Here is a 25799-nt window from a genome sequence, read left to right as displayed (position 1 = left end):
CAGGGCGGTCCCGCACTAGTTTTGTCGGGTGATCCCCCTCGACCGTGCCACCGACACCTACCTGCGGCACGTCGCCGTCGAGCGGGGACTGTCGCAGCACACGGTGGCGGCCTACCGGCGGGACCTGGCGGTCTTCGCGGAGTGGCTCGCCTCGACGCCGGCGGTCGACTCCGCGGGCGCGGACCGGGCTGGGGGAGCGGAGGCGCTGACGGACGTCGCACGCCTCGCCCGCGCGGACGTCGCCGGGTTCGTCACGCACCTGACCTCGCGACCGGAGCAACCGCTCGCGCCCCGGTCGGTCGCCCGGATGCTCAGCTCGGTGCGGTCCTTCACCGCGTTCGCGGCCGCCGAGGGCTGGCTGCCGCTCGACCCCGCCACGGCCGTCCGGCCACCGAAGGCGCCGTCACGGCTGCCGAAGGCGATCTCGGTGCACGACATGGAGCGACTGCTCGGCGCCGCGGGTTCGGCGGACGACGACCCCGTGCAGCTGCGGGACCGGGCGCTCCTCGAGCTGCTCTACGCCACGGGCGCGCGCATCTCCGAGGCGGTCGGGTTGTCGGTGGACGACGTCGCGACGCTGTCCGACCCCGAGGACGACGAGGGCGACGGGCTCGCGGTCGTGAAGGTCACCGGCAAGGGGAACAAGCAGCGCATCGTGCCGCTCGGCAGCTTCGCGCGGGCCGCGGTCGACGCGTACCTCGTCCGGGCCCGGCCGGTGTTCGCGGCGCGTGGGCCGTCGACACCGGCGCTGTTCCTCGGCGCTCGGGGCGCACGGCTGTCGCGGCAGAGCGCCTGGCTCGTGATCCAGGCGGCGGCGGAGCGGGCCGGACTGGCGGCGCACGTGTCCCCGCACACGTTCCGGCACTCGTTCGCGACGCACCTGCTCGAGGGCGGCGCGGACGTGCGCGTCGTGCAGGAGCTGCTCGGGCACGCGAGCGTCGCGACGACGCAGATCTACACGCTCGTCACGGCCGACATGCTGCGCGACGTCTACCAGACGGCGCACCCGCGGGCGCGGCGGTAGCGCTGCGCCCGGCCGGCGGACGTCGGCCGTCGGCCGGGGCCGGGGTGACGTGCGGCGCGACGTGCTCGGGCACAACCGGAAGCACGTCGCGCCATGGAGAACCCTGGCGCGACGTGTTTCCCGTGGTGCGGCGCGCCGAGCGCCGCGGGCGCGGCGGTAGCGCTGCGCCCGGGCGGCCGGCCGGGCGGCCGGGCGGGCAGGGCCGGAGGCAGGGTCGGGGTGACGTGCGGCGCGACGTGCTCGGGCACAACCGGAAGCACGTCGCGCCATGAAGAACCGTGGCGCGACGTGCTTCCCGTGGTGCGGCGCGCGGCGCGCCGAGCGCGCGAGCGCCGCGGGCGCGGCGGTAGCGCTGCGCCCGCAGCGCTCAGAACAGGTGGAACTGCGCGGACGCAGCGACCACGCCCGTCGCGACCGCGACCACGAGGGCGCTCGCCGCGGCGCTCCGCCACAGCGCCCGCCAGCCGCCGGTCGCGCCGGGACGCACGATCGCGAGGACGCCCGTGACGACGGCCAGCGTGCTCGCGATGCCGACCGGGTTCCAGACGATCGACACGACCGCGAGCAGGACCGCCACGAGCGCCGCCGCCCCGACCCGCTGCACGGACCCGCCGGACGCCCACGACCCGGTGCGCACCGCTGCACCCTCGACGGAGAACGACGGCCCGACCGGTGCGACGACGACCGGTGCGACGGGCTCCTGCCGTGCCGGGAGCACCCGCGTCGCCCCGCCCCACGCGTGGCCGTCCCACCACCGGAGGCGGTGGGCGTCCTGGGGGTCCGGGAACCAGCCGGCGGCCGGCAGCGTCACGGGGTGCTCCTCGCGGGTGCGGTGGATGGTGCACCTCGACGCTACGCAGCCGGGAGGCACGGCCACAGTCCCACAGCGGGTGTCGGCAACAAGGGGGACCGGTCGCACCTGCGCTACGGTCGTGCGGTGATCACCGCCGACGCCGAGACCCTGTCCGCCTTCTGGGCCGCCCGCCGCGACGAGGCACCGGAGCTGCCCGAGGCCGTGCCGGAGGCGTGGGCGTTCGGCGCGACGCCCGACCACGCGGACGGTCTGCTCGACCTGGTGCTCCGCGGGATCAAGGACGGCACGGCGTCGTCGATGTGGGACTACGAGGCGACGGGCGACCCGCTGCCCGAGGTCGGCGAGCTCAGCGTCATCCTCGACGGGAGGGGTGACCCCCGAGCCGTGATCGAGACGACGGACCTGCGGGTCGTCCCGTTCGACCAGGTCGGCGAGGAGCACGCCCGCGCCGAGGGCGAGGGGGACCGCACCCTCGCGCACTGGCGTGCGGTGCACGAGCGCTACTGGCGTGAGCACTCCGAGAACCCGCGCGGGTACGAACCGGACATGCCGGTGCTGTGCGAGCGCTTCCGCCTGCTCTGGCCGGAAGCGCCCGCCGGGGCGTGAGCCGGACGACCCGACCTACGCGGGGACGGTCGCGGCGTCGACCTCGTCCATGACGGCCTTCGTCGCTGCGAGCAGCCGGGCGTTGAAGTCCACGCCGAGCTGGTTCGGCACGGTGACGAGCACGGTGTCGGCAGCGCGGACCGCTGCGTCGGCGGCGAGTTCGGCCACGAGCTGCTCCGGCTCCCCGATGTACGAGCGACCGAAGCGGGCGAGCCCGCCGTCGAGGTGCCCGACCTGGTCCTGCCCCTCGACCTGCGCCCGCACGCCGAAGTAGTGCCGCGACTCGTCGTCGGTGATCGGGATGATGCTGCGCGACACCGAGACCCGGGGCGTCCGCTCCCAGCCCATCTCGCGCCACGTCGTCCGGAAGCGCTCGATCTGCTCGGCCTGCAGCTGGTCGAACGGCACGCCGGTGTCCTCAGTGAGCAGGGTCGACGACATGAGGTTCATGCCCTGCTCGGCCGTCCACTCGGCGGTCGCGCGGGTCCCGGCACCCCACCAGATCCGGTCGGGCAGCGTGTCCGACAGCGGGGACACCGACAGCGACCCGGCCGACCCGGTCATCTGCGGGTTCGCGTGTGCCATCGGCTCGCCGGCGATCGCACGACGGAACACGTCGGTGTGGGAGCGCGCCATGTCGCCGCCGCTGGTGTCGTGCGCCTCGGGCACGTAGCCGAACTGCTGGTACCCGGCGAGGGCGGTCTCGGGTGACCCCCGCGAGACACCGAGCTGCAGTCGGCCTCCCGAGATGAGGTCGGTGGCCGCGGCTTCCTCGGCCATGTAGAGCGGGTTCTCGTAGCGCATGTCGATCACGCCGGTGCCGATCTCGATGCGGCTGGTCCGGGCGGCGATCGCCGAGAGCAGGGGGAACGGCGCCGCCTGCTGCGGAGCGAAGTGGTGCACGCGGAAGTACGCGCCGTCGACGCCCGCTTCCTCGGCCGCGACGGCGAGGTCGATCGCCTGCACGAGGGCCTCGCGGCCGCTGCGGACACGCGAGCCCGGCACGTCGCGCCAGTGCCCGAAGGACAGGAACCCGATCTTCGTCATGCCGATGCGAACGCATGCTGCTGCGGCCGCATTCCGACGCGACTACGGTCGTCGGCATGGACGACCCCCGCACCGCGCTCGCCGACGAACGGCGGCGCAACGAGCGGCTGCTCGCCGACGTCGAGCGCAGCATGCGGGACGTCAGCGACGCGCGCCAGGACGCCAACGCGGACGACGAGCACGACCCCGAGGGGGCGACCCTCGCCTGGGAGCGTGGGTCGCTCGGTGCGGTGCGCGACGACGCCCGGGAACGCATCCGCCTGGTCGACGCCGCGCTCGCGCGGCTCGACGCCGGCACCTACGGGCGGTGCGCCGTCGGCGGCGAGCCGATCCCGGAGGCCCGTCTCGCCGCGGTCCCGTGGGCCGCGACGTGCGTCGCTCACGCGTGACGAGCCTCCAGGCCGACGGGGCCCGCTGACGGGGCTGCGGCCGGCGCGACACGGCCCCGACTGCGCGAGACGCCGCGGGGCGCGCAGAACGCCGTTGCATCCGACGCCGTCGCGACGAGACCGCGGCGTCTCGACGGAACGAGGGCTCCGGTGGGCCGAGGCCCGTGACGGCCGGGAGGCGCGGTGTCCGCCCGTCCCACTGCTCACGTGGCGTGGACCGGTTGCGCCGCCGTTTCCCAGCCGCGCGCCCTAGGTTGCCGCCATGGACGACACCCACGAGCGACCCGACGCGGTCGTGCGTGCCGACACCACGGCTCCCGAGACCGACGCCGACGACCGGCACCACCGCTTCCGGTGGTTCCGTCGGATGCGCGCCTGGATCCACGCGCGGCCGGGGTGGCACCTGTTCTACAAGGTGCTCGTCGGGATCGTCGGCGGACTCGTCGTGGTGATCGGGCTCATCCTCGTGCCGCTGCCCGGTCCGGGGTGGCTCGTGGTCTTCATCGGCCTGACGATCCTGGCGAGCGAGTTCCACTTCTTCCACCGCATCATCACGTGGCTGCGCGCGCAGCTCCACCGCTTCTGGGACTGGGCGAAGGCGCACGGACCGCAGTGGCTGCGGAGGGCGGCCGACCGCGGCAAGGCCGACGTCGACGCGGCGCACGCCGACGCACACCGCAGCACCGGGGTCCGCGCACAGCGACCGAACCGGGCGCGGGCCGGGCACTAGCCCTCGCGCAGCGCTACTCGGCGACGGTCCGGACGGAACCGGTCGCGGTGCGCTCGACGGCCTCGGCGGCGCGCTCCTCGACCCCGGCCGCGCTGCGTGACGCGAGCTGCAGCACGAGGGCGATCGCCGCGGCGAGGACGATGAAGGCGCCGTAGCCGGCGAGCACCGGCACGAAGCCGAACGCCGGTTCGACGAGTCCCGCGACGACGGCGGGTACGCCGAACGCCAGGTAGCTGACGATGTAGACCGACGACAGGAGTCCGGCGCGGTGCGTCGGCGCCGCGGTGGCGAGCAGCATCCGCAGGGGTGCCTGGAAGCCCGCGCCGAAGCCGACGCCCGCGATCGCGCTGCCGACGACGAGCCCGGGCAGCGAGTGCGCGAACACGAACGTCACGGTGACGACCGGGCCGACGATGAGCGCGACGAGCCCGAGGAACAGGCTCCGACGTGTGTCGAGGCGCTGGATGGCGAGACCGGTGAGTCCGCCGACGCCGGTGACGACGGCGATGAGAGCCCCGGCTGCGAAGTGGTCGTGGATGCCGAACACCGCGCCGAGGGCCGACGGCACGAGCGACAGGAACAGCCCGCCCAGTGCCCAGCTGGCGACGAGCGCCCCGGCGACGCCGCGGAAGAGCGCCCGCGACGCCCGCGGGACGGACACGGTCGGGCGGAGGGAGCGGAGTGCACCCGGTCGGCGCGTGACCCGCTCGGGCACGACGACCAGGGCGGCGACGAGCAGCAGCAGGAGCGCACCGAAGAGCACGTAGACGAGCTGCTCCGGTGCCGGGCCCCACTCCACGAGGGCGCCGCTCGACACCGCGCCGGTCGCCAGGGCGAAGGGTGGGACGGCACCGTTCAGCACGCCCGCGAGCGAGGGGAAGCGCTCGAGCGAGTTGTCGATGAGCGCTGCACCGAGGGCGCCGATGAGCAGCCCGACCGCGACGCCCTGCACGATCCGGTCGACCACGAGGGCCGTGAACCCGTCGGCGCCGGTGAACAGCACGAGCGACACGACGAGCAGCAGTCCGCCGGCGACGAGCACGGGCTTCCGGCCGACGTGGTCGGACAGCCGACCGGCGACGAGCATGGTGACGAGGAGTCCGGCGACGTAGATCGCGAACACCCCCGTGAGCATGAGCGGCGTGAGGTCCCACTCGGCGGCGTAGACGGGGTAGATCGGCGACGGGACCGAGGACGAGGCCATCGCCACGAAGAGCATGGCGGCGAGGATCCAGAACCCCGCGACTCCGCGTGCTGACTGCATGGTGGCACCTTCCGGCCGGATCGACTGCTGTACGACAGCATTCGTACAGCAGTGCACCAGTACGACGCAAGTCGTACTACTGCCAGCGCGGTGCTACCGTCGTCGCATGCCCGCCGCGCCCGTGGACTCCGTCGTCGCCCCAGAACGCCTGCCGCAGCCGACCGTCGCCGAGATGGACCTGCCCGTCGTGCTCGACGCACTGAGCGACCCGATCCGGCTGACGATCCTGCACCGCTACCTGGTCGACGCCGCCGGCGGCGTCCGCAGCTGCGGGTGGGTCGGGGTCGACCGACCGAAGTCGACGCTGACGCACCACTTCCGCGTCCTGCGCGAGGCCGGCCTGCTCGAGCAGCACCAGGAGGGACTGACGCGGTCGAGCCGGGTCCGGGTCGAGGACGTGCAGCAGCGCTTCCCCGGGCTCCTCGACCTGGTGGCCGCGTGGCAGGTCCCCGCGACCGTCATGCGCGAGGAGGTCCCCGCGTGACCGGCCGGCCCCGCGGTCCGATCGCCCACGAGCTCCCGACGATCACGACCGTCGCCGCGGTGACGACGGAGCTCGCCGCCGACCTCGACGCCGCGGGCTTCACCGTCGACCGCATCGACGCACTCTGGGGCACCGAGGCCGCCGCATCGCTGCACCGCGGTTCCCGGGTCGCCGCGCTGCGGGCGCTCGCCGCGCGGGACTCCACGCCGCTGACCACGCTCGCGACGCTGTTCGTGCTCGGCCTGCCGGTCGACCGGAGCGATGCCGAGCGGGCGTTCCCGACGGCCGGGCTCGACGCGGTGCTCGCGGCCGGTCTGCTCCGGATCGACGACGACACGGACGACGCCGGTGCTCCCGACGCCGACCACCTCCTGGTCCACCCGACCGTCGACCTGCGGCCCTACGCCTTCGTCGACGACCTCGGCGCCGGCAGCTGGTGGATCGTCTCCGACCTCGGGGAGCTCGCGCTCGGCACCGCACTGGGCGAGGAACACGTGCTCGGCATCGGCGGCGCGACCACCACGCTCTCCGGGCTCCAGGTCCCGGTGCCGGTCCGACGGGTGCTCGACCTCGGGACCGGGTGCGGGATCCAGGCCATGCACGCCCGTCGCTTCGCCGACGAGGTCGTCGCCACGGACATCTCCCGCCGCGCGCTCGACATCGCCCGGTTCAACGCGGCGCTCAACGGCATCGACGGCATCGAGTTCCGGCTCGGGTCGCTGTACGAGCCGGTGGTGGGCGAGCGGTTCGACCGGATCGTGTCGAACCCGCCGTTCGTCATCACCCCGCGTCGCGACGACGTGCCGTCCTACGAGTACCGCGACGGCGGCATGGTCGGCGACGCGCTCGTCGAGACCGTGCTCCGCGGGCTCGCCGACCACCTCGAGCCCGGCGGGACCGCGCAGCTGCTCGGCAACTGGGAGTACCGCTGGGGCGTCGACGGGCTCGACCGGGTGCGCTCGTGGTTCGCGGACGCCGAGGACCTCGACCTGTGGGTCGTCGAGCGGGAGCGCGAGGACCCGCCCGCCTACGCCGAGACCTGGATCCGCGACGGCGGCACGAAGCCCGGCACGGACGGGTTCGACCGGCTCGTGGACGCCTGGCTCGACGACTTCGCGACCCGGCGGGTCACCGGGGTCGGTTTCGGGTACGTGGTCGTCCGGCGTGCGTCGGCGTCGGCAACGGAGATCGGTCGGCCGGGAGGTACGGCTCGCCTCCGCCGCGCCGAGCGGGTCCCCGAGGCGCTCGGTTCCAACCCCGTGGGGCTCGGCGCGACGGTCGCACGGGTGCTCGACGCCACCGGGTGGCTCGAGGCGCACGACGACGAGGCGCTCGCCGCCGCCCATCTGCGGGTCGCCGGTGACGTGACCGAGGAGCGGCACTACTGGCCCGGGAACGACGACCCGACCGTGATCACGCTCGTGCAGGGCGGTGGCTTCGGCCGTCGGGTGGACGCGGACACGGCGCTCGCCGCGTTCGTGGGTGCCTGCGACGGGGAGCTGTCGGTCGCGGCGATCGTCGGCGCCATCGCGCAGATCACCGGCGTCGACGAGGTCGCGCTCGCGGCAGACCTGCTGCCGCGCGTGCGCGACCTGGTGCTGGACGGCCTGCTGCTCGCACCGACGTCCTGAGGCCGCCCCGCGCCTCCCCTCCGGTCAGCGCGAGCGGTGGTTCCGCCAGGTGTGCTCGGGGGCGTAGCCGAGGAGCTCGCGGGCCTTCTCGCTCGAGAGCAGGGAGCTCGTGCCGTCGATGTCCGCACGGCGCTCGATGTCCGGCACGAAGCGCTCCACGAGCTCGATCGTCGGGGTGTCCATCACGGTGTCGGGGCTCGCGATGACGAACGCCTCGAACCCGGTGAGCTCGGCCTCGAGCGACCGCCGCACGGCCTGCGCCCCGTCGCGCGAGTCGATGTACGACCACAGGTTGAAGGTCTTCGCCTCGGGGGAGGCGTCCCACGGGAACGACGGGTAGTCGGTCTCGTCCATGACGTTCGAGAAGCGCAGCCCGATCATCTTGAGCTCCGGGTCCCAGCGGGTGAAGTGGCGGGCCATCTCCTCCTCGACCGCCTTGCCGAGCGAGTACGAGGACTGCGGGCGGACCGCGAACTCCTCGTCGACGGGCAGGTACGGCGGGTGGTGCTCGCCCATCGGGATGCCGAGCAGGGTCTCGCTCGACGCCCACACGACGTTCTTGATCCGGGCGACACGGGCGGCGTGGAAGACGTTGATCGACGCGGTCACGTTGTTCGTGATGAGGGCGACGTCGGGCACCTGTCCGGGGGCCGGTACGGCGGCGAGGTGCACCACGGCGTCGACGCGGTCGTAGCGGTCGTCGATGCCCGTGAGCGCCCCGAGCACCTGGCCGTAGTCGCTCAGGTCGATGCGGACGAAGGGCACCCGCTCCGGCTTGTCGGGGGAGGGCACCCGGTCGAGCAGGACCACGTCGTACCCGTGCTCGTCGAGGTCGCGGACGACCGCCCGTCCGAGCTTCCCGCTGCCTCCGGTCACCACAACACGCGTCATCGCGTCACTCCACATCGTCGTCGGACGGCCTGGTCGGCCGGACCCCATCCTGCCGTGCGCGCCCGAGCGGGGACCAGGCACTGGCGGTACCTGTCCGGGCGACGCAGGCGGTGCAGGCGACGCAGGCGACGCAGGCGATGCGGCCGACGCGGCCCGGGGCCGGAGCGGTCGAGCGCGGCGGGAGCGCGGCGGGCCGGGGTGCCGGCGTCAGGCCGGGGCGGGCGTGACGGACTGCGCGACCGCGAGCCGTGCGACGAGCTCGACGTGGTCGGCCATGTCCCGTGACGGGTCGTACAGCCACTGGATCTGCATGCCGTCGGAGATCGCCAGGAGCACGCTCGCCAGCTGCTCGGTGTCCACGTCGGAGCGGAGCCGGCCGTCCTGCTGCATGGTGCGGAAGTCCCGGGCGAAGTCGCTCCGGCTGCGCTCGTAGCGCTCGCGGAAGTACTCGTGCGCGGGGTGCTCGTCGTCGGTGGCCGCGGCGGCGGACAGGTTGACGAACATCTGCACGAGGCCCGGGACCTCGGTGTTGTGCCGGACGATCGCCGCGAGGAACGCACCGGGGTCCTCGGCGGCGGTGCCCCAGTCGTGCGCCAGGTCGACCTCGTCGCGGCGACGGAGGATCTCCACCCAGAGGTCGTCCTTCGAGTCGAAGTAGTGCAGCAGCCCGGCCTGGGTGAGCCCGACTGCGTCGGCGATGTCCTTGATGCTCGTGCGCCGGAACCCCTGCTGCGCGACGAGGTCGAGCGCGACCGTGAGGATCTCCTCGCGCTTCGCGATCCCCTTCGCGTACGAACCCCGTCGTGCCATGGCGCGAGCGTACAGCGGGTTCGAGACCCAACAAACCTACTTCCGATAGGTTTTGGGTGCTACGCTGCCCGCAGCCGCCGACGATGGCGCGCGGAGGTCATGCCCCGTCGCCTGCGTCGCACAACGAAGGGACCGACCATCGTGACCACCGTGGACGACACCACCCGCGCCTCCCGGCCGACCGCCGCGTCGCCGCTGGACGAGCGCATCGCCGCGCTCGTCGGACAGCTGACGACCGCGGAGAAGGTCCAGCTGCTGACCGGGCGCGACTTCTGGACGACCTGGCCGGTCGAGAAGATCGGGCTGCGCCGCATCCTGATGTCCGACGGTCCGTCCGGCGTGCGCGGCGAGGTCTGGGACGAGCGCGATCCGTCGCTCAACCTGCCGTCCGCCACCGCCCTGTCGGCGAGCTGGGACCGCGCGATCGCGAAGCGCTACGGTGCCGCCGCGGCGGTCGAGGCCCGCCGGAAGGGCGTCGACGTCGTCCTCGGCCCGACGATCAACCTGCACCGCTCGCCCCTCGGTGGTCGCCACTTCGAGGCGTTCAGCGAGGACCCGCTGCTGACCGGCGACCTCGCCGCGTCCTACGTCGACGGCGTGCAGGAGAACGGCGTCGCCGCGACCCCGAAGCACTACATCGCGAACGACTACGAGACCGACCGGTTCACCGCGTCGACGGAGGTGTCGGACCGTGCGCTCCGTGAGCTGTACCTGCTCGCGTTCGAGAAGGCCGTGACCGAGGCGCACGCCTGGGCGGTCATGTCGTCCTACAACGCGATCAACGGCGTCACCGCGTCCGAGAACGACCTGCTCGAGACCCCGCTCAACTCGGAGTGGGGCTTCGACGGCATCGTCGTGTCCGACTGGACCGGCGTCCGCTCGGTGGAGTCGGCGAAGGCGTCGCAGGACGTCGCGATGCCCGGGCCGAACCCCTGGTGGAGCCAGGGGCCCCTGCTGCAGGCGGTCGAGTCGGGCGAGGTCCCGATGGAGGCCGTCGACCGCAAGGTCCGCCGCATCCTGACCCTCGCCGCCCGCGTCGGCGCGCTCGAGGGCTTCGAGCCCGTGGCCGCGCAGCCGGTGCACGTCGAGGACGGCGTCGCGTTCGTGCGGACGGCGGAGGCCGAGGGCACCGTCCTCGTCCGCAACACCGGGATCCTGCCGCTCGACGCGACCGCGGTGTCGCGGATCGCGCTCCTCGGGCACAACGCCGACCAGGCCCGCACGCAGGGCGGCGGTTCGGCGACGGTGGTGCCGGAGCACGTCGTCACGCCCATCGAGGGCATCCGAGCGGCCTTCCCCGGCGCGACGGTCGACCACGCCATCGGCGCCGTGGTGCAGGAGGGCATCGCGGAGTTCCCGCTGTCCACCATCACGAACCCGGCCACGGGGGAGCCCGGTGCACGGGTGGCGTTCGTCAAGGACGGCGAGGAGCTGTTCGTCGAGGACCGCCGTGCCACCGCGCTGTTCTGGTTCGGCGGCGACGCCCCGATCCGGGAGTCCGACCGACTCGACGTCACCACGACGTACACCGCCGAGACGACGGGGACCGTGCGGATCGGCATCGGCGCCGCCGGCCGCTCGCGCATGTGGGTCGACGGCGAGCTCCTGCTCGACGAGACCGTGCCGGTCGAGGGGGACCAGCTCGGTGCGGCGTTCCTCAACCCGCCGGCGCGCTCGGTGCCGGTGTCGGTCGAGGCCGGGCAGCAGCTCGCGATCCGGATCGAGCACGACATCGTGCAGGACGAGGCGCTGGGCGGTGTGCTCGCCTACCAGTTCGGTACCGAGCCGAGCGACGCCGACCCCGCCGCACTCGTCGAGGCCGCGGTCGCGACGGCCCGCGACGCCGACGTGGCGATCGTCGTCGTCGGGACCAACAGCAAGGTCGAGTCCGAGGGCTACGACCGCTCGTCGCTCGCGCTGCCGGGCCACCAGGACGAGCTGGTCCGTGCCGTCGCCGCCGTGAACCCGAACACGGTCGTCGTGGTGAACTCCGGTTCGCCGGTCGAGATGCCCTGGCGGAACGACGTCGCCGCGGTGCTCCTGACCTGGTTCGGCGGGCAGGAGTACGGCAACGCGCTGGCCGACGTCCTGACCGGTGCCGCGGAGCCCGGCGGGCGCCTGCCCACCACCTGGCCGGCGACCCTCGCCGACGTCCCGGTGCAGGACGTCACGCCGGTCGACGGCAAGGTCGCCTACGACGAGGGCGTGCACGTGGGCTACCGTGCCTGGCTGCGCGCCGGCACCGAGCCCGCCTACCCGTTCGGCCACGGGCTGGGCTACACCACCTGGACGATCGACGGCGTCGCTGCGTCGCCGACCGTGACGGAGGGTGACGCCGCGATCGTCACCGCGACCGTGGCGAACACGGGCGACCGTGCCGGGAAGCACGTCGTGCAGGTCTACGCCTCCCGCACGGAGTCGTCGGTCGACCGTCCCGTTCGCTGGCTCGTCGGCTTCGCGCCCGTCCGGCTCGGGGCAGGGGAGTCCACCGAGGTGTCGATCGAGGTTCCGGCCCGGGCGTTCGCACACTGGGACGGCGCCTGGCGCTACGAGCCCGGGACGTTCGAGCTCCACGTCGGTGCCTCGGTCGCGGACCTGGCCGGTTCCGCGGCCCTCGAACTGGAGTGAGCCGATTTCCGCACGGTCGTGGATGCGTTCAGTAGCATGAATCCGCGCCAGTCGGCTGGTTACCGTCGGCGCGCGCACCACCGAGGGATCGTCGTGTGAGCGAAGCGGCCTCCTGATCCGGCCGTGGGACCCCGTCGATCCCGGTGCGTCCAGAATGCGTCCCCGCGTCCGCGCGGGGGCGCATTCGTCGTCCTGTGGGCAAAGGTACGAGAGCGTACCTTTCCGCTTCTGACCAGGGGTTGTCGTGCGCAACTGGCCATGTGCCCGTTCCCGGGGAAGTGATGATGACAAATCCTTCAGAAAGTGAAAGAGTGATGCCACCATCCCGTACGGATCAGGGACGAGATGGTCATCCGGCCCGGGGCTCGTCGGACCTCACCACTCCGACTCGAGCCCCGGCCGGGTGCCTGTCGTCAGCGGTCGTGCTCAGGGCAGCCGCGGGGCGATCTCCTCGGCGACGACCCGCAGGATGCGTTCGTGCGCCGCGGCGTCGCCGTTCGCCGGCAGGGTGATCACCAGCTCGTCGGTCGCCTGGACCGCGGGGTCGGCTGCCAGGGCGTCGACGATCTCGTCCACACCGCCCGACACGATCCTGCTGAACCGGAACGGCGGACCGCTCAGGGGGCGCCCCTCGTCGTCCATCCCGCTCGCGTACCCGGTGAGGAACTCCTCGTGCACCCGGCGGTCGTGGTCGTCGAGCAGCGGGACGACGATCCGACCGACCGCCACCTTCGGCGTGCGGCCGGGGTGCTCGCCGGCGGCCTGCAGCTCGGCGAAGCGGTCGCGGTACGCGGTGAGCTGGTCCGCCTGTGCCTGGGCGAACGGGGCGCCCGTGTCCTCGGTGTTGAGTGTCGAGCAGTGCAGCAGCAGGCCCTTCTCGGCCGTGCGGACCGCGGTGCCCGTGCTGCCGCCGCCCCACCAGACGCGGTCGCGCAGGCCGGGCGACAGCGGCTGGAGGGTCAGGTCGGCACCGGCGGGGATGCTCTCGTAGCCCTTCCCCGCGGTGCCGAGCGGCTCGCCCTGCAGGACCTCGAGCAGCCGCGCCGCGCGCACCTCGGCCTCGTCGCGGAAGCTGCGTTCCGACCCGCCGAACACCGGGTCGAGGATCGGGCCGTACCCGGCGATCCCGGTGCTGATGCCGAGCTGCACCCGACCGTCGCTGAGCAGGTCGACGGTGCTGGCGTCCTCGGCGAGACGGATCGGGTCCTCGTACCGCATGCCGAGGACGGCGGTGCCGAAACCGATGGTGCTCGTGCGCTGGGCGGCCGCCGCGAAGAACGTCATCGGGCTGGTCAGGAAGGGCTCGAAGTGGCGGCCCCGGACCCAGCCGGTGCCGTACCCGAGCGACTCGGCCGTCTCGAACAGGCGGAGACCGTCCTCCAGGGCGGCAGCAGCACCGGCGGTGCCGCCGTGGTTGGGGACGAAGGAGAGGAAGCCGAGTTCGCGCACGGTCTGAGTCTATGCGCGCGCATCGATTCCCGACAGGGCGCCGGACGGGAGGCGCGGCTCGTCTCCGGCCTGCGACCTGCGGTCGGTGCGTGCGGACGCCGGGTGCGTGACGGAGCGGCCCCGTGCCTCCCGTCCGCCGCCGGCTCGTCTGCCGGTCACCGCCCACCTGGGAGGATGGGCGCATGACCGACGTCACCACCACCCCGCCGCTCCTCGCCGCCCTGCCGGCGGCGGTCGACGGCGCCGTCGACCCCGACGCGGTCTACCAGGCGTTCGCCGACTGGGCCGAGGCGGGCGGACGACCGCTCTACCCGGCGCAGGACGAAGCGCTCATCGAGCTCGTCTCCGGCGCGAACGTCGTCCTCAGCACGCCGACCGGCACCGGCAAGTCCCTCGTCGCGGCCGGGGCGCACTTCGCCGCGCTCGCCGAGGGCAAGCGCAGCTACTACACGGCGCCCATCAAGGCCCTCGTCTCCGAGAAGTTCTTCCAGCTCGTGGACCTGTTCGGCGCGCAGAACGTCGGCATGGTGACCGGTGACTCGAGCGTCAACGCGGACGCCCCGATCATCTGCTGCACCGCCGAGATCCTCGCGAACACCGCGCTCCGCCAGGGCCCGGACGCCGAGGTCGACGTCGTGGTGATGGACGAGTTCCACTTCTACGGCGACCCCGACCGCGGCTGGGCGTGGCAGGTGCCGCTGCTCGTGCTCGAGCGCGCGCAGTTCCTGCTCATGTCGGCGACGCTCGGCGACGTCACGACCATCGCCGACGACCTGTCGCGCCGGACCGGGCGCCCGACCGCACGGGTCACCGGCGTCTCGCGGCCCGTGCCGTTGTCGTACGAGTACGTGCTGACCCCGGTGCAGGAGACGGTCGAACGTCTGCTCGAGGAGGGGAAGGCGCCGGTCTACATCGTGCACTTCGCCCAGGCCGCTGCGCTCGAACGGGCGCAGGCGCTCATGTCCGTGAAGGTGGCGTCGCGCGAACGCCGGGACGAGATCGCCGCCGCGATCGCCGGGTTCCGCTTCAGCGCCGGGTTCGGGCAGACGCTGTCACGACTCATCCGGGCCGGCATCGGCGTGCACCACGCGGGCATGCTGCCGAAGTACCGCCGGCTCGTCGAGCAGCTCGCCCAGCGCGGCCTGCTGCCGGTGATCTGTGGCACCGACACCCTGGGGGTCGGGATCAACGTGCCGATCCGCTCCGTGCTGCTCACCGGGCTGACGAAGTTCGACGGCTCCCGGATGCGGCAGCTGTCCGCCCGCGAGTTCCACCAGATCGCCGGACGAGCCGGACGAGCCGGCTACGACACCGAGGGCGACGTCGTGGCCGAGGCGCCGGAGCACGAGATCGAGAACGCCCGGGCCGTCGCCAAGGCCGGGGACGACCCGAAGAAGAAGAACAAGGTCAAGAAGAAGAAGGCGCCGGAGGGGTTCGTCTCGTGGGGGCCGGCGTCGTTCGACCGGCTCATCGCCGCCGAGCCCGAGCCGATGGTGTCCCGGATGCGGATCACGCACGCGATGGTGCTCGCCGTCGTCGCCCGCGGGGGTGACGCCTTCGCCGACGTCCGCTCGCTCGTGTTCGAGAACCACGAGCCGCGCTCCCGGCAGCTCGCGATGGCCCGGCGCGCGCTGTCGATCGCCCGCACGCTGATCAACGCCCGCGTGATCGAGAAGGTCGACGGGCGCTACCGCATGACCGTCGACCTGCCCGTGAACTTCGCGCTCAACCAGCCGCTGTCGCCGTTCGCACTCGCCGCCTTCGAACTGCTCGACCCCGAGTCCCCGACGTACGCGCTCGACATGGTGTCGGTCGTCGAGGCGACCCTCGACGACCCGCGCGCCGTCCTCGCGCAGCAGCAGTTCAAGGAGCGCGGCGAGGAGGTCGCCCGGATGAAGCGCGAGGGCATCGAGTACGAGGAGCGGATGGAGCTGCTCGAGGAGGTCACCTGGCCCAAGCCGCTCGACGAACTGCTGACCGCCGCGTACGAGGCCTACGCGGCCGAACAGCCGTGGGTGCTCGACTTCACGCTGTCGCCCAAGGCCGTGGTGCGCGACGTGTACGAGCGGGCGATGACCTTCGGCGACTTCGTGCGGTTCTACCAGCTGACCCGCTCCGAGGGACTCGTGCTCCGGTACCTGTCCGACGCCTACCGCACCATGCGCCAGACCATCTCCGAGGAACAGCGCACGCCCGAGCTCGACGACCTGATCGAGTGGCTCGGCGAGGTCGTGCGGCAGACCGACTCCTCGCTCGTCGACGAGTGGGAGGCGCTGGTCAACGGCTCCGTCGCGGAGGCCGCGGCGGAACACGACGAGATCGCGCCGCCGCAGCCCGCGCGGCTCACCGGCAACGCGCGCGCGTTCCGCGTGCTCGTGCGGAACGCCCTGTTCCAGCGGGTGCTGCTCGCGGCGGCCGACGACGTTGCCGGGCTCGCCGCGCTCGACGGGGCCGCAGGGTTCGGGCAGGAGGAGTGGGATGCCGTGCTCGAGGAGTACTACGAGGAGCACGACGCGATCGGGACCGACGGGGACGCCCGGTCGATGGCGTACCTGGTGCTCGACGAGCACGGGCCGGGTCGGACCTGGCGGGCACGGCAGATCTTCGCCGACCCCGAGGGCGACAAGGACTTCGGGTTCTCGGCGACGATCGACCTGGACGCGTCCGACGAGACCGGCGAAGCCGTGGTGCGCGTCACCGAGATCGGCCGGTTCGACGGCTGGGCCGAGGTCGACATCGACTGAGGGCGGCCTCGCTCGGCGGTCACACGGAACCTCGCCGCCGCGGTCCGGGTACCTTCGACGCCAGCCCCGGACACCCGGGACGGGGCACCACGGAAGGACCCGTCATGCGCATCGGATCGAGCATCGCCCTGATAGTGATCGGAGCGATCGTCGCCTTCGCGGTCGACTACCAGATCGCCGGCATCGACCTGCGCCTGATCGGCTACATCCTGATGGCAGCCGGGGTCGTGCTGCTCATCATCAGCCTGGCGGTCGGGTTCGGCGGGCGTCGGACCACGACCACCACCCGGTCGGGCGTCGACCCGGCGTCGGGGGAGCAGATCACGCGGCAGGACCGTCGCGACGGCACCTACTGAGCGCGCGTCCCGAGCGGACGACGACGACGGGCCCGGGCGAGGACATCGCCCGGGCCCGTCGTCGTGCGGCTCGTCGTCTTGCGGCCCGACAGGGCGTGCGGTTCGTCAGAACAGGGTGGCAGGCGGTTCGACCTGCACCGGCTCCGGAGCGGGCGGGACGACGGTGTCCGGCCAACCCGGTCCCGTCGGCACCTCGGTGCGGTTCTGGAAGGCGGTCGCAGCGCCGCGGGCACGGACGTCCGCGGCCTCGTTCATCTCGTGGCCGACGTGACCGCGGACCCACTCGAAGGTGACCTTGCGGCCCTGCAGCTCGGCGTCGAGCTCCTTGATGATCTCGACGTTCAGCACGGGCTTGCCGTCGGCCTTCCGCCAGCCCTTGCGCTTCCACCCGGCCAGCCACTCCGTGCACGCCTTGATCGCGTACTGGCTGTCGCAGAGGATGTGCAGCGGTTCGCCGGTGTCCTTCGTGGCGCGGAGCAGTTGCAGCACGGCGGTCAGCTCACCGATGTTGTTCGTCGCACGCGGCCACCCGCCAGCTGCCCAGCGGTCGTCATCGACGTACCAGGCCCAGCCGGCCGGTCCGGGATTGCCGAGGGCGGAGCCGTCTGCGGCGGCGACGATGGTCACGATGTGGCCTCCTGGGTGGTGCGGGGTGCTGGTCGAGCGTAGCCGACCGACGGACGCACACCAGATCAGCGCGTGGCGGGGTCGAGGTTGAGCAGGGTCCCCTTGATCACCCAGTCGTCGCCCTCCGTCTCCATCTGCGGGTTCAGCCACCGCAACTGGGCGACGGTGATCCCGAAGCGCTTCGCGATCGTGGTCAGGTCGTCACCCTGGTTGACGCGGTAGCTGACCGGGGTGCCGGTGGTGCCGCGGAGGGTCTCGTCGGCGGCGTCGAACGCGTAGCCGTAGGCACCCGGGCGAGCGGTGCCGAGCGTGACGTGGAGATCCGGCTCCGGATCCGGGATCGACCAGGACAGCGTGCCGATCGCGAGCACCTTGTGGACCCACGGGCGGTCGCTGTCGTCACCGTCGGACTGGTCCGGCACGAGGACGACGGTGCGCAGCCAGTCCGGGTCCGCCCCTGCTCCGGACAGGCTGACGGTGGCCGGGGGCTGGGCCTGCGCGCCCCACCTCGTCGTGCCCACGGCTCGGGCGTCGTAGCCGTCCCCGTACTGCGCCGTGCGCCGGAACTCCACCGACATCGGCTGCGGCTGGGTGGTGCGGTAGCCGGAGAGCTCCGCGTCGAACGTGCCGTGGTCGTTCGCGACGACCCGGACGTGGACCGCGGTGTCGCCGGACTTCGACACGGCGTCGGTCTCCGCGACCACCGTGCCGGCCGGGACCGCCTGCGGTGCCGCGACGGGCTGGGCGGTGTCGTCCGCGGCAGCCGACCCGTCGACGGGCCCCGGCGTCGCGGAGGCGCTCGGCGCAGCGTGGCCGGTCGGCGCCGGCAGCGGGGCGTCGTCGCCGAACAGCGAGCAGCCCGCCAACAGCAGCGTGCTCATCCCCACCAGTGCGACGGCCGCCGTGCCCCGTGCCCTCGTCCGACCCATCGTCCGACCCCCTTCGTCGGGACGACGGTACCCGAGCGCGAACCGGATCACGGCCGTCGTGACCGAACCGGTACCAGGAGCCCCGGCCTACTGTGCGGGGCATGAGCGACAGCATCCCGAACGTGCCCGGCCCCGACGAGTCCGACGACCGCGCCCGCAACGACGAACTCCGCGACGCGGCGCACAGCGACGACGTCGACGGCGTGAGCGACCGCGAGCAGCGTGCCGCCGACACGTCCTACAGCCCGTCGAGCGAACGGGAGACGGTCGCGTCCCAGACGCAGCAGCGCAGCCGCGAGGACCTCGAGCAGGACGGCATCGACCCGTCCCGCGTGGTGGCGGCACCCGGCACCGGCGGTGCGGACGACGCGGGCGACGTCGAGCCCGAGCCGGGCGACCTGAACCTGCCGTGGCAGTCCGAGGAGGACCGCCGGGGCTAGGGCGTGTCTCCTGAAGATCAGGTAGAGCGCTGGCGCGCTGTAGTGGTGAGATGATTCCAGCTGCTCTCCGATGCTCAGTGGTCTTCGATCCAGTCGTTCATGCCGGGTCCGACAGGCAAACGTGGCCGTCCGTTTGCGGACGCTCGGAGCATGGTCGAGGGGATCGTGGACCGGTATCGGACCGGGATCGCGTGGCGTGACCTGCCCGAGGTGTTCGGGCCGTGGCAGACGGTGTGGAAGTGGCATCGCCGGATGGCAGGCGACGGCACGTGGGACAGGGTCCTCGCCGCGGTGACAGCGTCCGCGGACCAGGCTGGGGCGGTGGATCGGTCGTTGTCAGTGGACTCCACGATCGCTCGCGCGCATCAGCACGCCACGAACATCGCCCGCACCACAGGGGGAACCATCGAATCACACGGATCCGGGACTCGAGCCGCCTGATCACGGATGCGGCCGCTCCCGCGGCGGCCTGTCCACGAAGGTCCACCAGCTCGTCGACGGCCACGGGCTGCCCCTGGTCACCCTGATCACGCCCGGACAAGCCGGCGACTCACCGAGGCTGCTGCCGCTGCTGGCAGCGCTCGAAGTGGCCCGTCCGGTCGGCAGGCCGCGGACCCGACCGGACCGGCTCCGCGGTGACAAGGCGTACTCATCCAAAGCGATCCGGCAACACCTGCGCGACCGCGGTATCGAGTCCGTGATCCCCGAGCCTCGCGACCAGCAAGGACACCGGAAACGGCGTGGTTCCCGCGGCGGGAGACCCGTGACCTACGACCGCATCGACTACAGGAACCGGAACGTCGTCGAGCGTGGCTTCTGTCGCCTCAAGCAATGGCGAGCCCTGGCGACGAGGTACGACGACCTCGCGATCGTCTACCGCTCAGCCGTCGTGCTCAACGCCGTCATCGCCTGGACCCACCATTCAGGAGACACGATCTAGATCCCTCCCGCTCCGCCCATCGTCCCCGATCGACCCAGGAGCAGGAACCATGATCACCACGACACGCACCACCAAGACCGCGGCCCTCCGTCCGGCCGGGAAGACCTCGACGCCCCGCCGCACCATCGAGGAGAAGAAGGCGCAGGCCGCCGCACTCCACGAGTCGATCGCGACGCAGGTTGAGAGCTTGCGCGATGCGGAACGGTGGACGGCGTTCCTCGCGCGCGCGTCCGCGTTCCACGCCTACAGCCTGGGCAACGTGTTGTTGATCCTCGGTCAGCGCCCCGACGCGTCGCGCGTCGCCGGGTTCCGCAAGTGGCAGGGACTCGGCCGACGATGATCCCGCACACGATCGGTGCAGCTGACGGCAGGCCTGTCGGGGCGCTCACCATTCTTGCTGCGGCAGGTGAGCACGCGCACATCGCACCCTGATCGAGGACGGACATCGACCGGTCAGCGCCTGTCGTGATCCGGCAGCGGTTCAGTCCAGGACGAAAGCGGCGCGCCGCCGCCGGTCGATCGCATGGATGGTCAGAGCAATGACCGCGCCCAGCAGTGCTCCGACGGTGTTCATGAACCAGTCGTTGGTGTCGCATCGCCGGCCGAGGGCCGGTGCGAGGGCCTGCACGACCTCGATGGCGACGGAGAGGGCGACGGTGCCGGCGAGGACGGTGAGTGGCCGGCTCGTCGCCACGCTGAGGAAGAGCGCGAGCGGCAGCAGCAGCGCGATGTTGGCGAGGGTGTCGATGCCCTGGAACGGGACCGAGAACTGCACGGTGCAGGTGACGCCGCCAGAGCGGGCACCGTCGGGGAGCAGGGTGAGCACGAGGGCGGCGACGAACGACAGGCCGGAGAGGCCGAGCAGGACGCCGCGGAGCCGCAGACGGTGGAGCAGCCAGGCGACCCCCGTGGCGACGGCGAGGGCGACCCAGAACCCGATGGGGACGAGGGGTGCGTGTTCGGCGAGGAACGTGGAGATCATCGGGTGCCTTCGTGGTCCTGGTGGTGGTCGGTTTCGTGGCCGTGGTCGGCCTCGTGGTCGGCCTCGTGGTCGGCCTCGTGGTCGAGTCGGTCGAGCCAGATCCGCATGAGTGCGGTCTCCTCGGGGAGCAACGCGTCCGACCCGTCGTCGTCGAGCCGGGCGCGGAGCTGGCGACGAGCAGCCGCGTCGAGGTCGTCCTGGTCGCGGGCGGACGCCTCGATGAGGACGGCGTCGAGGACCGCGTCCCGGAGTGCGTCGTCGTCGGCAGTGTCCGGAGCCGTCGTGGTCATCTGGTGGAGTGCGAGTCCGACGTTGGCGGCGAGCAGCATGGTCGCTGCGACGGGGACGTCGACGCGGAGCAGGCCCGCGGCCGCGCACCGGGTCAGCGTCCGTTCGAGCAGCGCGGTCAGGCCGTCCCGCGCGGAACTGCTCGCCCACGGCCGTGGGGCGAACATCAGCCGGTAGAGGGCGGCGTGTTCCCGAGCGAACGCGAGGTGGTCGTCCCATCCGTGGCGCAGGTCCGCTGCCGGGTCGTCGGACACCTCGAGCTCGGCCTTCCGAGCGGTGTACCGCTGCAGGCCCGTCTCGGCGAGGGCGTCGAGGAGCCCGCGCTTGTCGCCGAAGATCCGGTAGAGCACGGGCTGGGTCACGCCGGCCGCTTCGCAGACCGCTCGGGTGGCGACGTCCCCGTCGGGGGCAGTGACCAGCTGGTCCTCCGCTGCGCGGAGCAGGGCGCTGCGGAGCGCTTCGTCAGATCGGGCCATGCAGTGATCGTAGCGCAAGTTGTATCGATGATCGTAACCGTGCTACGTTCTGCCGTAGCGCCGAAATGCTCTGCGCGTATCACTGAAAGGACAGACGATGAGCACCACTCCTCGCCGCGTCGCCCTGGTCACCGGCGGCTCTCGCGGCATCGGCCGCGCCGTCTCGATCCGGCTCGCCGCGGACGGCTTCACGGTCGTCGTCAACCACGCCAGCGGGACGGCCGCCGCCGAGGACACCGTCGCCGAGATCGAGCGGACGGGCGGCCGTGGCGTCGCCGTGCAGGCCGACGTCGCGGACGAGCACGCCGTGGCCGCGATGTTCGACCGAGTCGAGGCCGAACACGGCGGCGTCGACGTCGTCGTGCACTCCGCCGGCCGCCTTGCGCTGTCGACGATCGCCGACCAGGACCTCGACGTCCTCGACGCACTGCACCGGACGAACATCCGCGGCACCTTCGTCGTCGCGCAGCAGGCTGCCCGTCGTCTCCGGGCCGGCGGGGCGTTCGTCGGCATGTCGACGTCGGTCGTGGGGACGCAGTTCCCGACCTACGGCGCCTACGTCGCGAGCAAGAGCGCGGTCGAGGGCATGACGATGATCCTCGCGAAGGAGCTCCGCGGCCGGGACGTCACGGCGAACGTGGTGGCCCCGGGGCCGACGGCGACCGAGCTGTTCCTCGACGGCAAGACGCAGGACCAGATCGACACCCTGGCGAAGGTCCCGCCCCTCGAACGGCTCGGCATGCCGGAGGACATCGCCGGTGTCGTCGCGTTCCTCGCCGGGCCCGACGGGCACTGGGTCAACGGCCAGACCATCCGCGCCAACGGCGGGATGGTCTGATGCCGACGCCGCGGGTCGTCCTCGTCACGGGCGCGTCGAGCGGCTTCGGCCGGCTGACGGCGGAGTCGCTCGCGCGGGCGGGGCACGTCGTCGTCGCCGGGATGCGTGCGGTCGACGGCCGGAACGCGCCCGCCCGTGCCGCGCTCGACGACCTCGCCGTGCGCGAGGGCCTGCAGCTCGGCGCGGTCGAGCTCGACGTGCAGTCGGAGCAGTCCGTCGACGAGGCGGTCAGCACCGTGATCCGTGCGCACGGGCGCATCGACGTGCTGGTGCAGAACGCCGGCCACATGGCCTACGGTCCGGCCGAGGCGTTCACGCCGGAACAGTTCGCCGCCCTGTACGACGTCAACGTCGTCGGCGCCCAGCGCGTCGCACGTGCCGTCCTGCCACACCTGCGGGCGCGCCGGTCCGGACTCGTCGTCTGGGTCGGCAGCTCGGCCACCCGCGGCGGCCACCCGCCGTTCCTGGCGCCGTACTTCGCGGCGAAGGCCGGCATGGACGCCCTGGCTGAGAGCTACGCGGCGGAACTGATCCGCTTCGGCATCGACACCACGATCGTGGTCCCGGGCGCCTTCACCTCGGGCACGAACCACTTCACGAACGCCGCCGTCCCGACGGACACCGCCCGCGTCGACGAACACGACACGGAGTACGGGGCGCTCCGGCGCGACCTGACCGACCGCCTCGCCGCGATCGTGCCGGCCGACGCCGACGTGCAGGACGTCGCCGACGAGATCGTGCGCGTGGTCGGCCTGGCCGACGGCGCCCGCCCGTTCCGGACCCACGTCGACCCCTCCCGTGACGGCAGCGAGGTCGTCTCGGCGGTCGCCGACCGCATCCGATCCGAGTTCTACCACCGCGTCGGCATCGAGGACCTCCTGTCCCCGAACGCCGCGCTCTGACCCCCGGAACGTCCGGGACACCCCACCGAGAGGAACACCATGCCCTTCGCCAACATCAAGGTCCCCGCTGACACCCTGACCCCGGAGTCGAAGAAGAAGCTGCAGGACGCCGTCACCGACGCCATCGTCGACGTCTACGGCGAGCGAGCCCGACCCACGACGCTCGTCATCCTCGACGAGGTCGCCGACGGCGGCTGGATGCTCGGCGGCACCATCCTCAACGAGGCGATGCTCGGCCGCGTCTGACCATCTCCGGGCGCGGCGGGGACCGACAGCACGGCCCCGCCGCGCCCCGCACCGGGAGTCGATCCGCGCTCCCTCGTCCTGCACATGCTCGCGTCCACCGACGACGGTGTGGCGCCCTCCCCGAAGGAACCCCGTGCACCTCACGTCTCGAGCACGCCGCACCATCGCCCTCGCCGTCGTCCCGACGGCTGTCCTGGCCTCCGGCCTCGTCATCGCCCAGGCGTCCTACGCCGCCTTCTCGGCCACGACGAGCAACGCCCCGAACACCTGGTCTGCCGGGTCCGTCTCGCTCAGTGACGACGATTCCGACACCGCGCTCTTCACGGCCTCCGGGCTGCAGCCCGGTGACACGCGGACATCGTGCATCGTCGTCACGTCGACCGGCTCACTCCCCTCGACGGTGAAGCTGTACGGCACGGACCCGGCGACCACCAACGCACTGTCGAGCTCCTTGCACGTCACCGTCACCGAGGGCACCGGCGGGTCCTTCGGCAAGTGCAGCGGCTTCACCCCGCTCTCGCCCGCCGCGGTCTGGTCGGGCTCCCTCGCCGACCTCGGATCGACCGCCACGAGGTTCTCGAACGGCATCGGCACCTGGCGCACCGCCGGCGGTTCCTCCGAGTCGCGCACGTACCAGGTGACGGTCGCGCTCGACGCCGCGACGCCGAACTCTGCCCAGAACGGGACCGCGCGCATCGGTCTCACCTGGGAAGCGCAGAGTTCCTGAGCCCGGCCGTGGCCGACGTCACCCTGCGTCCGGACGGACGACGCGAACAGCCCTCGGCTGTCGCGGTGACACGATCCGGGCACGCCTCCGCCTCGACCTGGGTGGTGTTCGCTGCGGCACTGCTCGGCCGCACGGTCCTCGTGGTCACCGTGAGCCTCCTGCTCTGGGCAGCGCTGCCTGCGTCATGGGCGTGGACCCCCACGACGGTGGTGTCGGGATCCATGGCGCCGAAGATCCTCCCAGGTGACGTGGTCGTCGCGATGCCGGTCCACGATCGGGAGGTGACGATCGGGCAGGTGCTGCTGGTCGAGGACCCCGACCACCCGGAAGCGCTGCTGCTGCACCGACTCGTCGCGCGGACGCCGTCGGGTTCCCTGCAACTCCGCGGTGACGCGAACCCCACGCCCGATGCCCGGACGGTGGAGCCGGAGGACGTCCGCGGGGTCGGTGTGCTCCGGGTCCCGCTGGTCGGTCTCCCTGCACTGTGGGTCCGCGAGCACGACGTCGGCAGGCTCGCCGCGGCGACGCTCGGACTCGGGGGCGCCCTCGTGCTCTCGTCCCGCCTGGGCAGCCCAGGCGGACCCGAGGTGACCCGTGCGGTCGGGCACGGTCGGCGACGACGGCGGTCCGTCCGCGCGGAACGTGCCCGGAGCGTGGTCTTCGTCGGTGCACTCGCCGCCGTCCTCGCCGTGGTGATCGTGGTGGACGATGCCGCTCGCGCAGCGTTCACGGCCACCGCGGCGAACACGGGTACCCGGCTCGCCACCGCGACGTTCCCGTGTCTGCAGCGAGCGCCGTTCGCACACACGTACCTGACCTACCGGTTCGACGACGCCCCCGGCACCTCCGCGGCCGACGGATCCGGGAACGGTCGCCACGGCACCCTCACCTCGGGAGTCTCGCTCGCCCCGGGCACCTGCCGAGCCGGGGACAGTCCGTCCCTGCTGACGGGCGGGGTGCGGGGGCAGGTGATCACGGACGCGGCGGTCGATGCACCGCAGATCTTCGCGATCGAAACGTGGTTCCGGACCACGACGACGACCGGCGGGATGCTCCTCGGCTTCGGCAACCTCCGCTCGGACCAGTCCACCAAGTACGACCGACAGCTCTACCTCTCCGACGAGGGCGCCGTGCACTTCGGCGCCTACAACGGCACCAACATCGCGATCAGCTCCGCAGCCGGCCTGAACGACGGCGTCTGGCACCTCGCCACCGCGACCATGGACGCGTCGGGCATGCGGCTGTACGTCGACGGCGAACAGGTCGCCGCGAGCTCGAACGCCAGAGCAGAGGTCAGCACCGGGTGGTGGCGGATCGGCTTCGACAACCTCAACGGCTGGCCCGGCAACCACACGACATTCCACTTCAAGGGCAACCTCGACAACGTCGCCGTATATGAAGACACGCTGCCGGCGGCCGCGGTGCAGGAACACTTTGCCGTCGGCAGATGACCGGCAGGACGCCGAAGCAGTAGGCACGCAGGCCCTGGTCACTCGGGAACGGGGCCCGCCCGCCGAGCCGGGAGTCAAGCGCATGT

General features: G+C 72.4%; 27 protein-coding genes. 17 read left to right on the top strand and 10 right to left on the bottom strand.

What is annotated here, in order from left to right:
- The first annotated feature begins 31 nt into the window (after positions 1–31).
- Positions 32–1024, top strand: coding sequence for a site-specific tyrosine recombinase XerD (locus M3677_RS13080; protein WP_066658700.1), 993 nt, complete (start codon positions 32–34; stop codon positions 1022–1024).
- A gap of 367 nt (positions 1025–1391) precedes the next feature.
- Here the strand turns inward: M3677_RS13080 and M3677_RS13075 are convergent, their stop codons facing one another.
- Entirely contained in the window at positions 1392–1835 is a 444-nt protein-coding gene (locus tag M3677_RS13075) for a DUF2510 domain-containing protein (protein ID WP_066656369.1), read from the bottom strand.
- 126 nt (positions 1836–1961) lie between these two features.
- On the opposite strand from M3677_RS13075, the gene M3677_RS13070 reads away from it, so the two are divergent.
- Positions 1962–2444 (top strand): ASCH domain-containing protein, encoded by a 483-nt coding sequence (locus M3677_RS13070; protein ID WP_251155668.1) that lies wholly within the window; start codon positions 1962–1964, stop codon positions 2442–2444.
- A 15-nt stretch (positions 2445–2459) separates the two neighbouring features.
- On the opposite strand, the gene M3677_RS13065 is transcribed toward M3677_RS13070, so the two are convergent.
- A complete protein-coding gene (locus M3677_RS13065; protein WP_251160762.1) occupies positions 2460–3497 on the bottom strand; it encodes an LLM class flavin-dependent oxidoreductase in 1038 nt (345 codons plus the stop codon).
- Positions 3498–3547: 50 nt separating this feature from the next.
- Between M3677_RS13065 and M3677_RS13060 the strand changes: the two genes are divergently transcribed.
- Positions 3548–3880, top strand: a complete 333-nt coding sequence (locus M3677_RS13060; RefSeq protein ID WP_209685940.1) for a TraR/DksA C4-type zinc finger protein — start codon at positions 3548–3550, stop codon at positions 3878–3880.
- A gap of 262 nt (positions 3881–4142) precedes the next feature.
- Positions 4143–4610: a TIGR02611 family protein gene (locus M3677_RS13055; RefSeq protein ID WP_235426374.1), complete on the top strand. Its 468-nt coding sequence runs from the start codon at positions 4143–4145 to the stop codon at positions 4608–4610.
- A 13-nt stretch (positions 4611–4623) separates the two neighbouring features.
- Here M3677_RS13055 and M3677_RS13050 read toward each other — a convergent pair whose 3' ends face one another.
- Positions 4624–5874 (bottom strand): MFS transporter, encoded by a 1251-nt coding sequence (locus M3677_RS13050; RefSeq protein WP_066656361.1) that lies wholly within the window; start codon positions 5872–5874, stop codon positions 4624–4626.
- 106 nt (positions 5875–5980) lie between these two features.
- Between M3677_RS13050 and M3677_RS13045 the strand changes: the two genes are divergently transcribed.
- Complete coding sequence (locus M3677_RS13045; protein WP_066656359.1) at positions 5981–6358, top strand: helix-turn-helix transcriptional regulator; 378 nt, start codon at positions 5981–5983, stop codon at positions 6356–6358.
- Positions 6359–6417: 59 nt separating this feature from the next.
- Complete coding sequence (locus M3677_RS13040; protein WP_251160761.1) at positions 6418–7989, top strand: methyltransferase; 1572 nt, start codon at positions 6418–6420, stop codon at positions 7987–7989.
- A 24-nt stretch (positions 7990–8013) separates the two neighbouring features.
- Here M3677_RS13040 and M3677_RS13035 read toward each other — a convergent pair whose 3' ends face one another.
- Both M3677_RS13035 and M3677_RS13030 read right to left on the bottom strand, forming a co-directional pair.
- Positions 8014–8880, bottom strand: a complete 867-nt coding sequence (locus M3677_RS13035; RefSeq protein ID WP_066658693.1) for an NAD(P)-dependent oxidoreductase — start codon at positions 8878–8880, stop codon at positions 8014–8016.
- Positions 8881–9087: 207 nt separating this feature from the next.
- Entirely contained in the window at positions 9088–9690 is a 603-nt protein-coding gene (locus M3677_RS13030) for a TetR/AcrR family transcriptional regulator (protein ID WP_209685936.1), read from the bottom strand.
- 141 nt (positions 9691–9831) lie between these two features.
- On the opposite strand from M3677_RS13030, the gene M3677_RS13025 reads away from it, so the two are divergent.
- The gene (locus M3677_RS13025; RefSeq protein ID WP_251160753.1) at positions 9832–12318 is read left to right on the top strand and encodes a glycoside hydrolase family 3 C-terminal domain-containing protein; all 2487 of its coding nucleotides are present in this window, start codon (positions 9832–9834) and stop codon (positions 12316–12318) included.
- 426 nt (positions 12319–12744) lie between these two features.
- On the opposite strand, the gene M3677_RS13020 is transcribed toward M3677_RS13025, so the two are convergent.
- A complete protein-coding gene (locus M3677_RS13020) occupies positions 12745–13767 on the bottom strand; it encodes an LLM class flavin-dependent oxidoreductase (RefSeq protein ID WP_209685932.1) in 1023 nt (340 codons plus the stop codon).
- 182 nt (positions 13768–13949) lie between these two features.
- On the opposite strand from M3677_RS13020, the gene M3677_RS13015 reads away from it, so the two are divergent.
- Positions 13950–16511, top strand: coding sequence for an RNA helicase (locus tag M3677_RS13015; protein ID WP_251160752.1), 2562 nt, complete (start codon positions 13950–13952; stop codon positions 16509–16511).
- Between the two features lie 104 nt (positions 16512–16615).
- Entirely contained in the window at positions 16616–16867 is a 252-nt protein-coding gene (locus M3677_RS13010) for a DUF6458 family protein (RefSeq protein WP_066656348.1), read from the top strand.
- Positions 16868–16972: 105 nt separating this feature from the next.
- Here the strand turns inward: M3677_RS13010 and M3677_RS13005 are convergent, their stop codons facing one another.
- Positions 16973–17494: a ribonuclease H gene (locus M3677_RS13005; RefSeq protein WP_066656346.1), complete on the bottom strand. Its 522-nt coding sequence runs from the start codon at positions 17492–17494 to the stop codon at positions 16973–16975.
- 65 nt (positions 17495–17559) lie between these two features.
- Positions 17560–18423 (bottom strand): LysM domain-containing protein, encoded by an 864-nt coding sequence (locus tag M3677_RS13000; protein ID WP_251160751.1) that lies wholly within the window; start codon positions 18421–18423, stop codon positions 17560–17562.
- Positions 18424–18524: 101 nt separating this feature from the next.
- On the opposite strand from M3677_RS13000, the gene M3677_RS12995 reads away from it, so the two are divergent.
- The 3 genes from M3677_RS12995 (at position 18525) to M3677_RS12985 (ending at position 20143) form a co-directional block, all read left to right on the top strand.
- A complete protein-coding gene (locus tag M3677_RS12995; protein ID WP_066656341.1) occupies positions 18525–18863 on the top strand; it encodes a hypothetical protein in 339 nt (112 codons plus the stop codon).
- Between the two features lie 99 nt (positions 18864–18962).
- Positions 18963–19803, top strand: a protein-coding gene (locus M3677_RS12990; RefSeq protein ID WP_251160750.1) for an IS5 family transposase whose coding sequence is annotated in 2 segments (ribosomal slippage) — positions 18963–19265 and positions 19267–19803 — 840 coding nt in all. Because the reading frame shifts where the segments join, the coding sequence is not laid out codon by codon here.
- Between the two features lie 49 nt (positions 19804–19852).
- Entirely contained in the window at positions 19853–20143 is a 291-nt protein-coding gene (locus M3677_RS12985; protein ID WP_209685924.1) for an ArdC-like ssDNA-binding domain-containing protein, read from the top strand.
- A 141-nt stretch (positions 20144–20284) separates the two neighbouring features.
- On the opposite strand, the gene M3677_RS12980 is transcribed toward M3677_RS12985, so the two are convergent.
- Both M3677_RS12980 and M3677_RS12975 read right to left on the bottom strand, forming a co-directional pair.
- Entirely contained in the window at positions 20285–20785 is a 501-nt protein-coding gene (locus M3677_RS12980; RefSeq protein WP_209685922.1) for a VanZ family protein, read from the bottom strand.
- Positions 20782–21549: a TetR/AcrR family transcriptional regulator gene (locus M3677_RS12975; protein WP_081985077.1), complete on the bottom strand. Its 768-nt coding sequence runs from the start codon at positions 21547–21549 to the stop codon at positions 20782–20784. The genes M3677_RS12980 and M3677_RS12975 overlap by 4 nt, the downstream gene beginning before the upstream one ends.
- 97 nt (positions 21550–21646) lie before the next feature.
- Here M3677_RS12975 and M3677_RS12970 point away from each other — a divergent pair, with 97 nt between their 5' ends.
- From M3677_RS12970 to M3677_RS12950, 5 genes are all read left to right on the top strand, one after another.
- Positions 21647–22387 carry an SDR family oxidoreductase gene (locus tag M3677_RS12970; protein WP_066656331.1) on the top strand — a complete coding sequence of 247 codons (741 nt, stop codon included), beginning with the start codon at positions 21647–21649 and terminating at the stop codon, positions 22385–22387.
- The gene (locus M3677_RS12965; protein ID WP_066656329.1) at positions 22387–23289 is read left to right on the top strand and encodes an SDR family oxidoreductase; all 903 of its coding nucleotides are present in this window, start codon (positions 22387–22389) and stop codon (positions 23287–23289) included. Before M3677_RS12970 ends, M3677_RS12965 begins: the two co-directional genes overlap by 1 nt.
- A 39-nt stretch (positions 23290–23328) precedes the next feature.
- Positions 23329–23535: a tautomerase family protein gene (locus M3677_RS12960; RefSeq protein WP_066656327.1), complete on the top strand. Its 207-nt coding sequence runs from the start codon at positions 23329–23331 to the stop codon at positions 23533–23535.
- A gap of 133 nt (positions 23536–23668) precedes the next feature.
- On the top strand, positions 23669–24262 hold the full coding sequence (locus M3677_RS12955; RefSeq protein ID WP_066656325.1) for a hypothetical protein: 594 nt from the start codon (positions 23669–23671) through the stop codon (positions 24260–24262).
- 65 nt (positions 24263–24327) lie between these two features.
- Positions 24328–25713, top strand: coding sequence for a LamG-like jellyroll fold domain-containing protein (locus M3677_RS12950; RefSeq protein WP_144411376.1), 1386 nt, complete (start codon positions 24328–24330; stop codon positions 25711–25713).
- Positions 25714–25799: the final 86 nt, after the last annotated feature.

The sequence above is a fragment of the Curtobacterium sp. P97 genome (assembly GCF_023712445.1).
Lineage (GTDB): Bacteria > Actinomycetota > Actinomycetes > Actinomycetales > Microbacteriaceae > Curtobacterium.
Note: the sequence above shows the minus strand (reverse complement) of the source record. Positions and strands in the feature narration are given on the sequence as shown.

Excerpts from the sequence above, each read along its gene's own strand:
- M3677_RS13030 (WP_209685936.1), bottom strand. The coding sequence starts at position 9,690 with ATGGCACGACGGGGTTCGTACGCGAAGGGGATCGCGAAGCGCGAGGAG.
- M3677_RS13050 (WP_066656361.1), bottom strand. The coding sequence starts at position 5,874 with ATGCAGTCAGCACGCGGAGTCGCGGGGTTCTGGATCCTCGCCGCCATG.
- M3677_RS12980 (WP_209685922.1), bottom strand. The coding sequence starts at position 20,785 with ATGATCTCCACGTTCCTCGCCGAACACGCACCCCTCGTCCCCATCGGG.
- M3677_RS12965 (WP_066656329.1), top strand. The coding sequence starts at position 22,387 with ATGCCGACGCCGCGGGTCGTCCTCGTCACGGGCGCGTCGAGCGGCTTC.
- M3677_RS13055 (WP_235426374.1), top strand. The coding sequence starts at position 4,143 with ATGGACGACACCCACGAGCGACCCGACGCGGTCGTGCGTGCCGACACC.
- M3677_RS13010 (WP_066656348.1), top strand. The coding sequence starts at position 16,616 with ATGCGCATCGGATCGAGCATCGCCCTGATAGTGATCGGAGCGATCGTC.
- M3677_RS12960 (WP_066656327.1), top strand. The coding sequence starts at position 23,329 with ATGCCCTTCGCCAACATCAAGGTCCCCGCTGACACCCTGACCCCGGAG.
- M3677_RS12995 (WP_066656341.1), top strand. The coding sequence starts at position 18,525 with ATGAGCGACAGCATCCCGAACGTGCCCGGCCCCGACGAGTCCGACGAC.
- M3677_RS13060 (WP_209685940.1), top strand. The coding sequence starts at position 3,548 with ATGGACGACCCCCGCACCGCGCTCGCCGACGAACGGCGGCGCAACGAG.
- M3677_RS12985 (WP_209685924.1), top strand. The coding sequence starts at position 19,853 with ATGATCACCACGACACGCACCACCAAGACCGCGGCCCTCCGTCCGGCC.
- M3677_RS12970 (WP_066656331.1), top strand. The coding sequence starts at position 21,647 with ATGAGCACCACTCCTCGCCGCGTCGCCCTGGTCACCGGCGGCTCTCGC.
- M3677_RS13000 (WP_251160751.1), bottom strand. The coding sequence starts at position 18,423 with ATGGGTCGGACGAGGGCACGGGGCACGGCGGCCGTCGCACTGGTGGGG.
- M3677_RS13045 (WP_066656359.1), top strand. The coding sequence starts at position 5,981 with ATGCCCGCCGCGCCCGTGGACTCCGTCGTCGCCCCAGAACGCCTGCCG.
- M3677_RS12975 (WP_081985077.1), bottom strand. The coding sequence starts at position 21,549 with ATGGCCCGATCTGACGAAGCGCTCCGCAGCGCCCTGCTCCGCGCAGCG.
- M3677_RS13035 (WP_066658693.1), bottom strand. The coding sequence starts at position 8,880 with ATGACGCGTGTTGTGGTGACCGGAGGCAGCGGGAAGCTCGGACGGGCG.
- M3677_RS13015 (WP_251160752.1), top strand. The coding sequence starts at position 13,950 with ATGACCGACGTCACCACCACCCCGCCGCTCCTCGCCGCCCTGCCGGCG.